9 protein-coding genes and 5 pseudogenes are annotated in these 14789 nt (G+C 56.7%); 2 read left to right on the top strand and 12 right to left on the bottom strand.

Features of this window, described 5'->3' with window-relative positions; all coding sequences use genetic code 11:
- Positions 1 to 48 precede the first annotated feature (48 nt).
- The 7 genes from EOA29_RS00375 to EOA29_RS00345 form a co-directional block, all read right to left on the bottom strand.
- A complete protein-coding gene (locus EOA29_RS00375) occupies positions 49 to 873 on the bottom strand; it encodes a MurR/RpiR family transcriptional regulator (RefSeq protein WP_127220026.1) in 825 nt (274 codons plus the stop codon).
- Positions 874 to 1022: 149 nt separating this feature from the next.
- A complete protein-coding gene (locus EOA29_RS00370; RefSeq protein ID WP_126038496.1) occupies positions 1023 to 2501 on the bottom strand; it encodes a sulfatase-like hydrolase/transferase in 1479 nt (492 codons plus the stop codon).
- 79 nt (positions 2502 to 2580) lie between these two features.
- Complete coding sequence (locus EOA29_RS00365; RefSeq protein WP_029354766.1) at positions 2581 to 3882, bottom strand: sugar ABC transporter substrate-binding protein; 1302 nt, start codon at positions 3880 to 3882, stop codon at positions 2581 to 2583.
- A 24-nt stretch (positions 3883 to 3906) separates the two neighbouring features.
- Complete coding sequence (locus tag EOA29_RS00360; protein WP_051695321.1) at positions 3907 to 4731, bottom strand: carbohydrate ABC transporter permease; 825 nt, start codon at positions 4729 to 4731, stop codon at positions 3907 to 3909.
- An 85-nt stretch (positions 4732 to 4816) separates the two neighbouring features.
- A complete protein-coding gene (locus EOA29_RS00355; RefSeq protein ID WP_127220025.1) occupies positions 4817 to 5695 on the bottom strand; it encodes a sugar ABC transporter permease in 879 nt (292 codons plus the stop codon).
- Between the two features lie 376 nt (positions 5696 to 6071).
- Entirely contained in the window at positions 6072 to 7085 is a 1014-nt protein-coding gene (locus EOA29_RS00350; RefSeq protein WP_095521232.1) for a glucosamine--fructose-6-phosphate aminotransferase, read from the bottom strand.
- Positions 7082 to 8026 (bottom strand): BadF/BadG/BcrA/BcrD ATPase family protein, encoded by a 945-nt coding sequence (locus EOA29_RS00345; RefSeq protein WP_051695319.1) that lies wholly within the window; start codon positions 8024 to 8026, stop codon positions 7082 to 7084. Before EOA29_RS00345 ends, EOA29_RS00350 begins: the two co-directional genes overlap by 4 nt.
- 290 nt (positions 8027 to 8316) lie before the next feature.
- On the opposite strand from EOA29_RS00345, the gene EOA29_RS00340 reads away from it, so the two are divergent.
- Positions 8317 to 9144: a MurR/RpiR family transcriptional regulator gene (locus EOA29_RS00340; protein WP_029354755.1), complete on the top strand. Its 828-nt coding sequence runs from the start codon at positions 8317 to 8319 to the stop codon at positions 9142 to 9144.
- On the opposite strand, the gene EOA29_RS00335 is transcribed toward EOA29_RS00340, so the two are convergent.
- From EOA29_RS00335 to EOA29_RS00310, 5 genes and pseudogenes are all read right to left on the bottom strand, one after another.
- Entirely contained in the window at positions 9141 to 10358 is a 1218-nt protein-coding gene (locus EOA29_RS00335) for a D-arabinono-1,4-lactone oxidase (protein ID WP_164747223.1), read from the bottom strand. The two genes, EOA29_RS00340 and EOA29_RS00335, sit on opposite strands and share 4 nt — an antisense overlap.
- A 560-nt stretch (positions 10359 to 10918) precedes the next feature.
- Positions 10919 to 11042, bottom strand: a pseudogene (locus EOA29_RS00330) (transposase); the annotation flags it as partial.
- Between the two features lie 224 nt (positions 11043 to 11266).
- Positions 11267 to 11997: pseudogene (locus EOA29_RS00325) on the bottom strand (IS110 family transposase); the annotation flags it as partial.
- 22 nt (positions 11998 to 12019) lie between these two features.
- Positions 12020 to 12735 (bottom strand): annotated as a pseudogene (locus EOA29_RS00320) (restriction endonuclease).
- 802 nt (positions 12736 to 13537) lie between these two features.
- A pseudogene (locus tag EOA29_RS00310) lies at positions 13538 to 13788 on the bottom strand (DDE-type integrase/transposase/recombinase); the annotation flags it as partial.
- 249 nt (positions 13789 to 14037) lie between these two features.
- Between EOA29_RS00310 and EOA29_RS00305 the strand changes: the two are divergent.
- Positions 14038 to 14250: pseudogene (locus EOA29_RS00305) on the top strand (twin-arginine translocation signal domain-containing protein); the annotation flags it as partial.
- Positions 14251 to 14789 lie beyond the last annotated feature (539 nt).

The raw sequence follows: 14789 nt of genomic DNA, 5'->3' as shown, positions 1-14789 counted from the left end.
CTTCTATCGGTGCTTTATTTCATTTTCGTGACAATATGGAGTTTAATTTCATTTGGCAACCGGTTTATCCATCGCCTTTCCGAGCGCCAGCATGAGGCTTTCGATCACAAAGATCTTGCCGATCGTCGATGTTAGGGTGCCGCCGATCGGGTGGTCTTGAAGGCCGGAGGCCTGCAGGGTGAAGTCAGCCGCTTTCTCGAGCGGGCTGCGGGCGCGATTGGTGATGGCGACGGTCAGTGCCCCCGCAGAACGGGCGCCCTTGAGGAACTGGACGGTGTCAACCGTGAGGCCGGAGATCGAAAGGCCGATCGCAACGCATCCGGGACTAAGCCCGCTGGCGACTTCGTGAGCCATGTTGGAATTCCTGAACGCAAAGGCCGTTAGCCCGACACGCAAAAGCCGATAGGCAAGCAGTTCTGCCGCTATACCGGACATTCCGGCGCCGTAGAGGTCGATCCGTCTGCTTGCCGCAAGCGCGGCGGCGACCTTCGCGAGAGTTTCGGAATCGGCATTGTTGTGTGCGATGCTGAGGTTTTGCGCCATGGTGTCGTGCAAGGATTGCAGAGCGCTATCCGCAGTTCCAGCAGCAGTAGGAGGCAGTCCCGGGCGGCCAATCTCGGCCGCCAATGCCAGCTTGAAGTCGCGGAAGCCGGAAAAGCCTATCTGCCGGCAAAGCCGCAATATGCTCGCTTCACCACTGGCCGCGAATTCACCTAGCTCCGCGACCGATTGGTGCAGCACCTTTTCCGGGTTTTCCAGAATGTATTTGGCAATGCGAGCGAGCGCATTGGGCAATCGATCGATGTCGTCCTGCAGGCGAGCCAAGATGCTCTCGTGCGATGCCGCTTTCATTGCAGGTGAGTTGACGCTCATTTCCACAATCCTCACCCCTTATGAATGAAGGAAAGAGCAGCGAGATACCATAAATTATCGATCAATTTCTGGACAATCGACCGAGGGCGGCCCCAAGGTCGCGAGAACAATGCCTCGCTCGTGACCATCCTGGCGTCGGTCCGCCAAGGTCAATAGTCCTCAATTCTCTCCGGGCCGGATCCACTTCTAAGCATCATTGCGGAAAAGCTGCGGCCTAATAGGTCGTATTTCAACCCCCTGTGATGGTGGCTATCCCATAGGTCATAATGCTCATTGGGGTCCTCTTTATGATCGAACAGCTCTCCTATTCCAACATCGTGATATACATTTAGTTTGTGACGTCCATCATAGTACATCGATGCGCGAGACCCTCGGCTGCCGCGGAACCTGAGGGAGTTGTGATACTCACTGACAACGTATGGCTTATGGCAATCCAGTGAAGTGTTCCCAAGCAGCATCTGGTCGAGTGACAGCCCCTGCATGGCCTTTGGGACCTCAAGCCCCGATAACGAGAGCAATGTGGGCGCAATATCGACCAGCTCGACAAGTGCATTCGACACCGATCCTTGGGCTGGGCTGCCAGGCACGGAAATCACAAGTGGGACATGCACCACACCCTCATAGAACCGGCAGCCTTTGTAGAGCAGGCCGTGGTCGCCCATCATATCACCATGATCGCTCATGAAGACGATGATCGTGCGATCCAGCTGGCCGGTTTCCGTCAAAGTGTCTAGTATCCGGCCGACCAGATCGTCCACCTGTGCCACCTCGGCGTGATAGGCCGCTCTCATCTCCCAAATATTGAACTTCGTTGGTGGCGCTTCATGCGTAGGTCCTGCCAATTCGTCGTTGTGCGCCTCACCCGCGTCTGTTGCTGCGTGCCAAGGATCCACCGCGAATTTCGCTTGCTGATCGACTCGTTCAAATTTCTTCTGGTGCTCGAGATCAATCGGCTTGAACGCAGGATCAGGCATATCATTTGGATTGAACCGCCTGAGGTAGTCTGGCGGGGGATTGAGGGGCGGATGAGGCGCGTCGATGTTAACGCCTAAATACCAACTACGATCAGAATGCATCTTGATGAAGCGCTCAGCCCGATCGCCTGCCCAACGCGCCTGCCGATATTCTGCGGCTGGTCCCGGACCATAGTGTTGGTCAAGATAGGGTTTGAAGTAGGCTTCGGGATTGATCCCTTTTGACCACATCCACGCATGATAGTCGTGGTTGCCTGACCACTCCGGAAATGGCTCAGGGCTCCAGTAGAACTCGGCAAATCCATCATCGGGGCGCTTTTCTATCATGCCACGTGTGGCAGACAGGTGCAGCTTTCCTATGTGCCCTGTATAGTATCCGGCGTTCGCCATCAGTTTTGGGAGCAAAACGAGATGCGAAGGAAATGTGCCGGCGCCGTTCTGATGCACTTGGTGTGCGATCGGATACAAGCCTGTCAGAAAGCTCGTTCGGCTCGGCGTGCAGATAGGGCTCTGACAATACGCACGGGCGAATGCCGTGCCCCTCGCCGCCAGGCGGTCAATATTGGGAGTCTGCGTGCCTTTGAACCCTAGGCACTGCAAGGTGTCCCAACGCTGCTGATCGCTGCAAATCCAGACTATACTAAAGTTCCTCAACTCTCATCCCACGCGCTATGAAGGTTCAGTTCGCGCGCGCACCGGCGCGCAAAACCGCGCCGGTGGCGACGTGTAACGGCTATTTCAGGTATCCAGCGCGCTTCACGATTTCGACCGCATCACCTTGAGCATCGTCCAAGGCAGCCTCTGGGCTCTTGCTCCTGACAACCGCTTCTTGCAGGGCACGGCCAAGGCGATCGCCGATCTCCTTGAATTCTGGAATGCGAGGATAATACCACTCGGGCGCCCCGCGAAGCGTTTCTGCATACGTTGCCGCAAACGATCCATGGCCATAATCATAGTCATGTTTCGCACGGATTTCCGGATCGTCCCACAGCGATGTCCTGGTGATGGCGACAAAGGTGCTGTCGAGCGAAATCCGCTTCATGAGATCTTTACTCGTCGCCCATTGAAGGAAGGCCGCTGCAGCTGCCTTGTTTTCTGATGCAGCTGGAATGACATACGCCTGTCCCGCAAAGGGCGGGAACCTCCCACTTACGCCGCCAGGGGGCAAAGCAAACCCAAGCTTGCCGACGACCTTCGACAGCTTGGGATCGAGAATGCGACCTGCGGTGGGAGCGCCTTCGACAGTCATAGCAATGCGGCCCTGCTGCATCGCGATGACAACATCATCGAAGGTTGCTGAGATGCTCCCAGGCACAGTGAAATTGGTCATCACATCCGTGTACCATTTCAGCGCCTCCACCGCAGCGGGCGAATTTACCGTGGGCGTCAGATCCGCTGGTTCGTTCGCAAAATATTTACCGCCAAAACCATAAAGAACCTGGCCCCAAAACCATATATTCTCGCCAGTATCCGGTTGACCCCGTAGCGCCGTGCACTGAATGTCTGCCTTTCTCAGCAGATCACAATCATTACGGAACTCTTCCCACGTTTGCGGTGGCTGTTTGATTCCGGCTTTCTCGAACAAGTCGGCACGATAATACAGGAGCTGTGTCGCCGCGAAATGCGGAAATGCCAGCTGTTTGCCGTCCTTATTGTAGAGGCGCAGCACGGGAGCGATGAAATCCTGTACGTCCGCACTCTTCATGTCTATGTAATTATCGAGCGGCTCCAGGATATCGCCAGATGCGTATCGCCCGAACTCCTCGCTCCCTAAATATACCACGTCGTAACTATCTGAACGCGTTAGGAGCTCGACCGACACTTTTTGAACGGTCGGCGCATAACCGAAGAGATCAAACTGCACTTCAGCGCCAGTCTTCTCTGTGAATTCGTGCGCGAATTTTTTGAGCTCCAAATCGTATGCCGAGTTTGTCGATAGGACCTTTATTTTCACGCCGTCATAGCGCTGCTGAGCCGACGCTCCGCCGCCGACGGCAACACCTAATGCAACAGCAAGAATTCCAAGACATCTCATTGCTTTTCTCCTTGAGCTAGCGTTTCACCCTTTCACGGAACCGGTCGTTGTTGGGCCGGCGACGTATTTTTTTACGAACGGCACGAACACCACGATCGGGACCAGCATAAGCACGCATGCGGCTGCCGCCTTGCCCCAATCGGTCCCCTCAAATGGGATGAAATTCAGTATTGCGACGGCGGCAGTTTTCGCGTCATCGCGTGTCAGTGTCAGCGCGAAAAGAAACTCATTCCACGAACCAATAAATATCAGTATTGCTGTTGCAATGATACCAGATTTGGCGATGGGTATCGAGATGAGCGTCATCGTCTGCAGCGTTGACGCGCCGTCTATCATCGCGGCTTCTTCAATTTCACGCGGCACTTGGTCAAAAAACGCCGACAAATACCATATCGCAAGCGGAACCGCGAACATTGTGTTGACGATGATCAGCGCAATCTTCGTGTCGACGAGGTGTACTTGGCGAAAAAAGAGAAAGTAGGGGATGATGTAGATCATCGCTGGCGCCGCCCGGAGTGCCAACACCAGCGTCAATAGCCTTCGCATCGCAGTTTTCTGCAAATGAGAGATGCCAAAGGCTGCCGGGATCGAAAGCGCCATGGTCAATATGATGGTGCTGCATGAGACCACAATTGAATTGATGAGCGCGGAAGAGAAGTCCTTGTCAGCGATTATCGCGGTATAGTGCTGAGCGGATGGCTCCCTCACGATCACGGGCGGCCATTGAAACATCTCGGTCGGCTGCTTGAGAGATGTCGATAGGGTCCACAATATCGGCGAGAACAGGAATAGCGCAAAGGCAGCGGAGACAAGGTATCCGTAGATGCGACGTCCGAGGTCCCGACGCATGGGCTCACCTCCCAACGCGAGGGGCCGAGATTTGGCGAGTGGATGATATTCGGAGATGTGACGTCCAAAGTATCGATGCATGGGCTTACCTCCCAACGCGAGTGGCCGAGATTTGGCTAATAGACCAAAAACACACGCCGACGATCGTTGTTGTGAATGCCACGAGAATTGCGGCGGAATAATCTAGATCGAGATATGTAAATGCGTTCAGAAAAGCGTAGAAGTTTAGGGGTTCAGTCGCCCCAGCCGGCCCGCCACCTGTCAACACGAAGATCACGGGGAAAATCCCAAGGACCTCTAAAGCTTGAAACACGGCGACGGCTCCCATCGCAGGTAAGACAAGCGGTATGGAAATATGCCATTGCGCCTGGGCCCAACTTGCTCCGTCGAGGTTTGCCGCCTCATAAATCTCGTCTGGGATCGAGTCCAAAGACGAGAGAAGCAGCAAAGCAACGATGGGAACGCCAAACCAAATCGATACGATGATCACCGAGATCAGCGCTGACGTTTTGCTTCCAAGTAAGTCAGCTTCGAAATTGTGACCGAACAAGCTTGCGAGATAAGACAAGCCGCCGACACCAGGAATGAGGAACAGCTTCCACACAATTCCGCCTACCGCTGGCGGAACTACGGACGGAAGCAGGAAAGCTGCTCGCATCCACCGTGTGCCAACGAGCTTTTCCTTAAGCGCTATTGCCAACGCTAATCCACACAGTAATTGGAGGACGACGGGGACGACGACCAAAATGAACGTAACCAGCGCGGCGTTGATAAACCGACCGTCGGACAAGAACCGCGCGTAATTGTAAAGCCCGATAAAGCGCGTCTTTTCCGGGAAGGCTATGTTGAAGTCCCCGAACGAGAGGGCAACGACAGCTGCAATCGGGACGAGCGTCGCGAGACATAGGAACCCGATCGCGGGTGTAATGAGCGCCGAAGACACTTTAGGCCGGGAAGATGCCATCGTCCGTTAGTCCTGGAGTTATTTATTCTCGCCCTGAATGGGTCCCCAAGCTGCTGCCAGCAATGCTAAGCGAGCTTCAGTAAGCAGAGGGCGTCACGATGCAGTGTTCCCCGTGGTGAGCTATTCGCGGCCGTCGACGTGATGAAGTGCCGAGACAATTCCACGGTGTATAGTTTTATTGTAGGGTTACCTTTCCAAGTTTCATACGCCTTTGGAAACAGAATGCTGCGCAGCATTCAATCGGCAGGCGAAGCACGACGCATTCTTGCCCGTCAACGGGCTCGAGACAGCGGGATCACTGCCACTGGCTCGCCATTGCTGTCTTGATCAGGGCCAAGAAGGATGCCCGGAACGTGTCATCTCGTGACGCGCGTGCTCAGACCCGGGGCTCCGATTCATTCACGGTCACCTTTGTGTCATTTTGGCTATAACGAAACTGGGCATCAGTAAGTCCGGCCGCGTCGGACAGTTCTGCGGCTAGCAGCTGAGCGGGCAGGATGTCCACGATTGATCGTCCCACACGGTTCTGCAAAGATGGCACCTTCACAACTGCTAGGTTTTTGGCGTCCTGAGGCGACTCGCTTGCGGTTACCAGAAGAACTGCACAGCCGATTTCAGCCAATTCCTGCGCCAATCGCACTTCGCGGCCGTCACCAAATATCAAAATCCCGGTTGCCTGATCCATCGATTCCATCGGGCCGTGCAAGTAGTGCAGCGTGTCTGCGACGCCGGTGGGCACCCTCGCAGCCTCGCGAATGAGCAAACAAGCCTCGCCCGCCGTACCCAAAGCCGATATCGCGCCAACGCAATCGATCGCCCGCTGGTCATGAAACATTTCTCCAATGCGTGCCATCTTTTTCGCAGAGGTTTCCAAGACCTCGCTTGCTATCAGAGGAATGTCGTTCCAATTGAAGCTGTCTTCACCGCAGAGCGCATCTATCAGCAGCCCGCCTGCCAGCAGCGAGCCTGTGTAGCCGGTGCTCGACGGCAGTGAATCCGGACCGGACTCGAAGCGAAGTGCTGCCGAAGCGGTGCGTGACAGCGGGTCGTTGCCTCCGCTTGTAATCGCGAGGGATGGTAACGTGCTGTGGATGGTGAGTGCAGCGATTGGCTCGATGCTTCTTCCTCCGACAGAAAAGACTATGATCGCGTCGCCAGGGTCCCCCGGCTCCATGAGATCGACTGCGCGCCAAGTATTTGCTCGTCTGCCGCGGCGTTGCAGCTCACCGGCCACTACCCCCGCTGCCTCGTAACTCGCGCCTATTCCTGTAACGACGACAGTCCCCTTTTCAAATGGCGCGAGATCAAGGTCGCGAAGCTGCGTTCCGACCACTTCCAAGGTATGGCGAAACTGATTGGGTTGACGGGCGATCGTTGACCTGTAAATCATTGGATATCCATATGTTGAGAGACAATTGAGGTCTCTGGGCCATCCCCGGCACTGCAAAGTTGCCGCGCCAAGACGCAGGCGCCTAAGACCGGCGGCTTGTCGAGGAAGGTGACCGCCACTGTCGCCCCGAAACGATCGGAAATTTGATGGGAGAACGCATTGGCTAAAAGTGGCTGGGCGAGGATGACCCCTCCGCCTACCACCACGTCTTTGTCGGACACGCCCGCCAACTTCAGGTGGTGAACTAATTGGGTCAGGGCCGCTGCGCCCTCGTCAATAACGCGCTTAGCCAACGACGAGCCTTCATTGGCTGCGTAGAAGATAACGGGTGCGTGTCGCCCCAGAGCCGAGGCACCGCCTTCCTTCGCGATAGCGGTGCCGATGTTCGTGGGGCTATTCAGTCCAAATGCCTCACAAAGCGCTTCGACAAGCGGCTCTGACCTTGCCCCTCCGAGGTCAATGTGCCGTCGCACTGCTCGACCAGCCTCACGTACTAAACCGGGAGCGCTCCCTTCGTCTCCGATTGCCCAGCCCCAACCGCCTGCGACATGCATCCTGCCTTTCTGGTCCCGAGCAACAGCGATTGAGCCAGTTCCCGCGACGACACCAATTCCGCTGGAAAGCCCCATGGCTAGGGGAAATAGCTCTGCATCGTTGACGACCCTCAACGGGCAGGCAAAATGATTAGAAAGTGGTTTTTGCAGGATGGCACACTCGGCCTCATCATCACATCCATGAGAGCCAATCGCGATGCCGTTGGGAGTGGCGCCATCCGCAAATCCGCTGATTAGCGCGATTAGTCCAGGAATATCGTGGTCATAGGCTCCACAACGCCATTCACTGGTCCTCACCACCAAGTCGCGGCCCATGCCCTGTTCCAGGCAGCTTCTCAAATGCGTTTTGGTGCCTCCGATGTCGACACCAATCGATATAGAACCCATCTCGTCATCTCTGTTCGCATTCGCGCCCAGCGGCCGCGGTCCCAGTCTCTCGCTGAAGGAATACCACTTTTTTTTCGTCTGCGGAAGATGGTTTTTTTCATCATGCGCGACTCTCTCCCCGCGCGGCGATGATGGTCAAATGCCGTGCAAAAAGGCTGGCAGGCGGCTGGGGGCTCTAACGAAAACAATGTTCACGGCTTGGCAATCTGCTGAAAAATTCCTATTGCTTTCACTGCCCGTGTCAATCAAGCCTAGGGAGCTGGAGCTCGGCGACATCAAGGGAATCGTAAATGCAGGAAAAGATCTTGGCGCGCTTGCGTTCGTCTCAGCCCAGCCTCAGTCCGGCGCTCCTTCGCATCAGTGAGTACGTCCTTAACGATCCCGCGAAGGTCGTGAACCAAACTATCACGGAGGTTGCTGACGGATCCGGATCGAGCGAAGCGAGCGTCTTGAGGTTCTGTAGAGACATCAAGTTTTCGAGCTTCCAGCGTTTCAAACTGGCATTGGGGATCGAACTCTCCACTCACCAGACAATCAGACACGCCAGCCCGTCTGGTGACGTCATCGACGACACGCTGTCGACGGCCATCACCGCGCTCAAGCAGACAAAGGACCTGTTGAACCACGCCGCTCTCGAATTGGCGGCAAAACAGATCATACGAGCAAAAAGCATAGATCTGTACGGGTTCGGCGGCTCTGCGAATGTGGCCCGATACGCGCATTACTTGTTTGTTCGATTCGGACTGGTGTCGCGCGTGCTGGACGACCCACATCTCGCCGTCATGAGTGCAGTGAATCTCGGGCCGAAGCAAGTCGCACTGGCAATTTCGGAATCTGGCTCGAGCAAGGATACAATCAACTCACTTATGGCGGCCAAGGCGGCTGGCGCATTTACCATCGCAATCACCTGTCATATACGCAGTCCGATCGCTGCCAACGCGGACGCTGTACTGGGAGCATCCTCAACAGACACGCCCATCACGCGAGGAGCATTCTCCAGGGTCGCTGGACAATATTTGATCATCGACATCCTCGCCAACATGATCGCTAAAGATGGCAGCAAGTTCCAGGCGGCTATGCAGCGAACCGCAGAAGCCACCATAGATAAAAGCTTTTAGCCGAAACGTTCGCGCAGGTAGTCGTTCAGGAAGCGACCGTCCGGGTCGAAGCGAGCCCTTTGAGAAATAAAATCCCCGTATCTTGGGTACAAGGCTTCGATCTCGGACCGGCCCAGGCTGTGAAGTTTGCCCCAGTGCGGACGACCTTTTACCCAGGAAAAGATTGTCTCGCAATCGCGGATGAAATCCCAGTAGTCCTCTCCTGCTGCGCCGGACACCGATATCATTGCGGTCTTCCGCTCAAAGTATGGACTCAACCAAATATCGTCAGCCGCCACGGTTCTATACTCAACCGGGAATATCTGCGACGGATGCTTCATCTGGATCAGCTTGCGTATTTCACGCAATACCGCCGGACCGTCCTCGTAGGGCACCGAGTATTCGCATTCGTTATGGTTCGGCATCGGAATTGAACCCGGAAATATCCGATAGCTGGGCCCTATTCTCTCGCCGGCCTGTGCTTCGACAGCTGCTGACGGCTGAGTTGTGACGTTCAGCGTTCTGATTTCGCAGACATCAGCTTTACTGCGCGTACGACCAATGCCAGACGTGTCGGGCAGGCTGTATAACGATGCCGAGTGTTCGGTCGGGCACCAGAACACGCGGAGGCTCCGGTTTTCCTGACATAGCTGATCCAAATGATTCATGCATTCTTCAAAATCCTCACGCCATATTTTGTCATGAAGATCAAAAGCAGGAACAAGCTTCATCGTGACGGAAAGCACCACGCCAAGCATTCCGAGACAAACTTTCGCAGCGTTGAGGACATCGATGTCTTGCGAAGCATCGAAATTGGCGATGGATCCATCGCCCATCGCTATCCGCATTCCAATTATCGGGCCCGCTAAGCATTGCAAACTATCGCCGCTGCCATGCGTACCCGTCGATACGGCCCCGCTCATCGTCTGCAGATCGATATCGCCCTGGTTGGGCAATGCCCAACCAGCAGAACGCAGTTCAAGGCCAACGTCACAAATCCGCGTTCCGCCGCGGAGGGTTACGCTGCCGTTGGTTGGGTCGATATTTTCGATCCCTGTTAGACGCTCCGCGGAGATTAGAACTCCGTCCGTGGGGACAATCGGCGTATAAGAGTGCCCCGTACCCACTACGCGGACGCGCAGATTGGTTGAAGCTGCTGTCTTGATCGTTCTGCAGACGTCATCGTCCGAACTTGGCATTTCGAAATGCTTCACCCGACAAACCTGATTGCTCACCCAGTTCCGCCAAATCATGCTAGGGCCGAGTGTCTGCGCTCTGGTCTCTGAAGAAGGCAATGGAGTTCTCCTTGCGTGTGTTTTCTCGCTGCTAGGTGCTGGGGCAGCCGCCTCGGCCCGCCAGAATAGGGTCGTCACGCTGTGCCCAGCGCCGACTCATTTTGGCAGGCATGACGGATATCATCATCGACCTAGATACAAAAGAAGATTATCTCCATTATAACTCGGTGCCCCGGCAGACCGACCATTGGCGCGGGGCAGCGGTGACCGCTGGTGGTCCACACTCGCTTCTCCCGTCGATGCGAACGGAAAATTATCGTTTCAGAGCCTTCACCCCACAAGAGCCGACGACTGGCACCGGCCGGTTGCGTCGGGCCTCACCACGTATTTCGTGCGAGGCTTTCGCCGAAGGACGCGTATGCTGTCTTGTGCACGTCAATCAGCCTGTTGGACAGTTCTGGCTCTTGGCCCGGCGGCCTTGCAGTGCAGGAGCGTTTGGCGAGTCCTGGCCCCAGCTCTTGACCTTGTCCTTGCCCTTGAAGCGCATCATCAGACGCCGCCGACTGCCGGCGTCGCGACCTCAGCCCGAAGTAGGCCGCGACGTCGCGCGAGCGGCGGAACCGCGTGGGATCGTCCATCGCCGTTCATGAACGAAAGCGCCGTCACCGGACCGACGCCGGGGATGAACGCAGCGCTCGAACCGTCGTGACGCACTCTTCCATCGGACGGACGGAGCATCGAAATCGAGCGCGGTCCGGCTGTCTCATTGTCGGCGCGGCGGCAGGCAGGATAACGTGGTTCAGTCGTTCCTGGTTTGCATCGGTGCTCATCCGCCGGAGCGGATCTCCTTGCTCAGATGGGGTCCGTCAGCGCGCCGGCGCCATGCGTTTTATCTGCCGCCGCACCGCTCATCGATGCGCTCCCAGCAGCTTGCGGTCCTTGACATGGGCGCGCCGCGTGGCATCGGCCTCGCTCGCGGCCGCATCGCCGACGTAAACGTCCATCGCTCCACATGGCGTGTATGATCACCGCCAGCTTGCGCGCCACCGCAACGCAGGCCTTGCGGTGGCAGGAGCGTTTGGCGATGTCCCGGCCCCAGCTCTTGACCTTGTCCCTGCCCTTGAAGCGCGTCATCAGTCCTGACGCCGCCTCGTAGAGCGCGCGCCGCACGTCCGCGTCGCCGGCCTTGGAGATCCGTCCCTGAATGTCGATCGTTGAACCGGACTGCCAGCGCCGCGACGTCAGCCCGAAGTAAGCGGCGACGTCGCGCGAGCGGTGAAAGCGCGTGGGATCGTCGATCGCCGTCATGAAGGAGAGCGCCGTCACCCGACCACGTCGGGAATAGCCATGAAGCGCCGGCACGGCTCGCTGTGCGCGACGATCCTCACGACGAGATCATGCAGCCGGCAGTACTGTCGCCACAGCGCCGCGCGCGCCGTCAGCATGGCGTCCATCAGCTCGGCCGACAACGGATTGTCCGCCACCGCCTGGCGTACCGCGCGTTCGAAGGCGCCACGTCCGACCTTGCCTAAGGCGGATGCCGAACGACTTCAGCGAGTGGCGGATGGCGTTCTCCAGGTCGAGGAACTTCGGCCTTCAGATTGCGCCGGTGCGTCAGCAAAAGGCGCGTCCGGTAGCTCAATGGCTCGACGGACACGAACTCAGACGCCATGCTCGAACATCAAGTCGGCAAGTTGGCGCCCATCGAGCAGAATGACGCGTTGAGACAGGTGCTTCACGAATTCGTGGGCATGTGGGCTGAATGTCGAGGTGGTCACGAAAACACCCTTCGTCGCTCCTAGCCCTACCAGACTGCCGACGAATCCTTGAACATCAGGTCGCCCAATAGCGTTTGCGACAGCATAACGCTTCGCTTGAACATACACCGATCGAGACCGAGCCGATCCTCGTTGATTACGCCATCAACCCCGCCGTCGCCCGAGCGCCCAAGCTGGGCGGCTGCGTTCTTATGCGATCCGCCATAACCCATGGCGACAAGTAGATCGACAATGAGCCGCTCAAAGAAGGCCGGGCTGTTTTGGCCTATCCTGTCCAAAATGTCTGCCCGCAAAGCGGTTAGTACCGCCTGATAGGCACTTTCGATCTGCTCTTCCGGCGTCGCCTCCGTCGCGACGTCGGATGGCGTCTCCCCTGCACTATCATCGGAGCCGTTGCCCTTGTAAAACTTCCTAAACTCTGGGTGTTTCAATAGCAGCTTCACGTCGATGCGGTCAGGGCCGCTGGTGAGCAATGACAGACCTGCTTCGGTGGCAACGAACCGCCCTCGTGCGGGAGAGGCGAGCAGTCCCGCTTTGCTCATGTAGAATTTCGCCCAGTGGATACGGTTGTGTAGCACGTGCTGCTTGCCGCTCGGCAACAGCTGCTCACGCTCTTCAGCGGTGAGACCAAACCGTGCAGCAATCTCGGCCTCGGCTAGTGGGCGGAGGTTTCGTCCTTCGAAGAGACCTCAAGAACCGGGAGCATGAGCGATTGGTAGTCAGGGATCGGCATCGTGCTTTCAGCCTTCGAATACACGGAATGCAGTTGAGGCGGCGAGCGCTGACACGTGGGAATATCCCCGACTGTCGGGGGCATTACTGTCGATCGGCTTCGCTGAGCTTGACCTGCGGCAACTCATCGCCGCGACACCTTACTCGTGGAGGCAATCCCTTCGCCAGCGGGGGCCTCCGACGGAGTCGCCAAAGCGAAACGCGCAAACCTACCCAATCGCGTTCCAATTCTTGCTTACGAACAAGCCAGTCTGGAAGCACGCTGTCCATCGCTTTCCAGAATTGCTTGGAGTGGTTGTGATGCAGCAGGTGAACCTGTTCGTGTAGCACCACGTAGTCGATAACCTGTACCGGCAGCTGTAGAAGTCGCCAGTTAAAGTAGAGTGTCCTATGCTTGCCGCACGAACCCCAGCGGAATCCAAGGTCCCTCACAATCACCTTAGATGATTGTCTGCCCGCTTAGTCGTTCAAGCTCGGCCGATCGTGATCGGAGCCATGCAGCCCCTTCGTCCATGAACCATCGCTGAAAATGTAGAGCAGCCTTCGGAGATCGTGGACAAGCGCGTGCGCCGTTACGATTTGACGGTGAGTGGTTTGAGCTCAGGCGCAGTGCAACGAAAGTATCTTCTATCTCGGCCGAAGCTACCGACTTCGCAGCGTTGCGGCGCGTTGGACGATCTCGTCGAGCACATATCCGTCCTGATCAACCGCTCTCCACACCCAGGATTTCTGACCGTTGATGCGCACCACGACTTCATCGAGGTGCCAGACATCGTTTTCGTTTGCGCCTTCGGCGTATGCGGCGGGCATAATCAGGCAGTGCATCGGCACCATCGGAGGATGGTCTCGTGGGGAACGACAATCCCACGATCGAGCAGCATTTCCCTGACATCGCGCAGACTCAGATTGGAGCGGAAGTAGCCAGATAGCACGGGCCACAATTTCGATCAGGTAGTTCGATCACACGTCATTTCGTCAGTATCGATTGTCGCGCATCTCGGAACCAGATCCGCCCTGCGTGTGAACGATCTTGAAACGAGATGATGTGGGACGACAATCGGTATTTGACCACTACCATTTAAATAGAGATTCTTTGGCCGCTCGCTTCCGCTGAGCTTGATAAAGCGCTGACATTAGCACGAAACAATGAATGGGAGGAGGAACATTTCATGTCGCAAGAACTCGAATATCTTAGCCGTTACGTCGCTGCGGGCCGCCTGAGCCGACGTGAATTTCTCGGCCGTGCGACGGCGCTCGGCGTTTCAGCGACGTTCGCCAATTCGATCCTCGCCAGCGCTGCGCGCGCGCAGGGGCCTGTCCGCGGCGGTATCACCAGGGGCGGCCTTAGTGGTGCTGGGGCAACCGACAGTCTCGATCCGGCGACGTCCTCGAAGATTATATCAAGATCGTGGATATGATCAGGCGCTTAGCGTTATTGCGAGGAACGTTAGTGAAGGAACTTCAAGCGCGTCGTAACGACACTAGCTCCTGCGAAACGTGATCATCACCTAAGTGGAAGAACCGGAGCTGTGGCCGAACAGCGACAATCACCGCAATAGGTCGGAGAACAACCCGCTGCGCGGGATGGACGCGCGTGGTAAGGTAGAGGTCACGATCCGGTTGCCGCGCCCGCATTGAGCGTCGTTCGGCGGGGCAGAGCATCACAGGCTTCGTCAACAAGAAGCCTGACCACCCCCACCCTGTTCTCGATGCACCGATCAGCCCGCCGCGCCAATGGTTGATTGACGACATGACCATGCGCCGGTTCAGCCAGGAGGCGCAGCGCAACTACGTCCGCGATGTCGGGCGGTTCGCAAGCTTCCTTGGCCGATCGCCTTGCGAGACGCTGTGTTAGAGCAGCCAATTGTTATGCGAGTGCATCTTGCTTAAGCAAATTGCACTTTTGCCAAACGTCTTTATA

The organism is Mesorhizobium sp. M1E.F.Ca.ET.063.01.1.1 (assembly GCF_003998155.1).
Lineage (GTDB): Bacteria > Pseudomonadota > Alphaproteobacteria > Rhizobiales > Rhizobiaceae > Mesorhizobium.
Note: the sequence above shows the minus strand (reverse complement) of the source record. Positions and strands in the feature narration are given on the sequence as shown.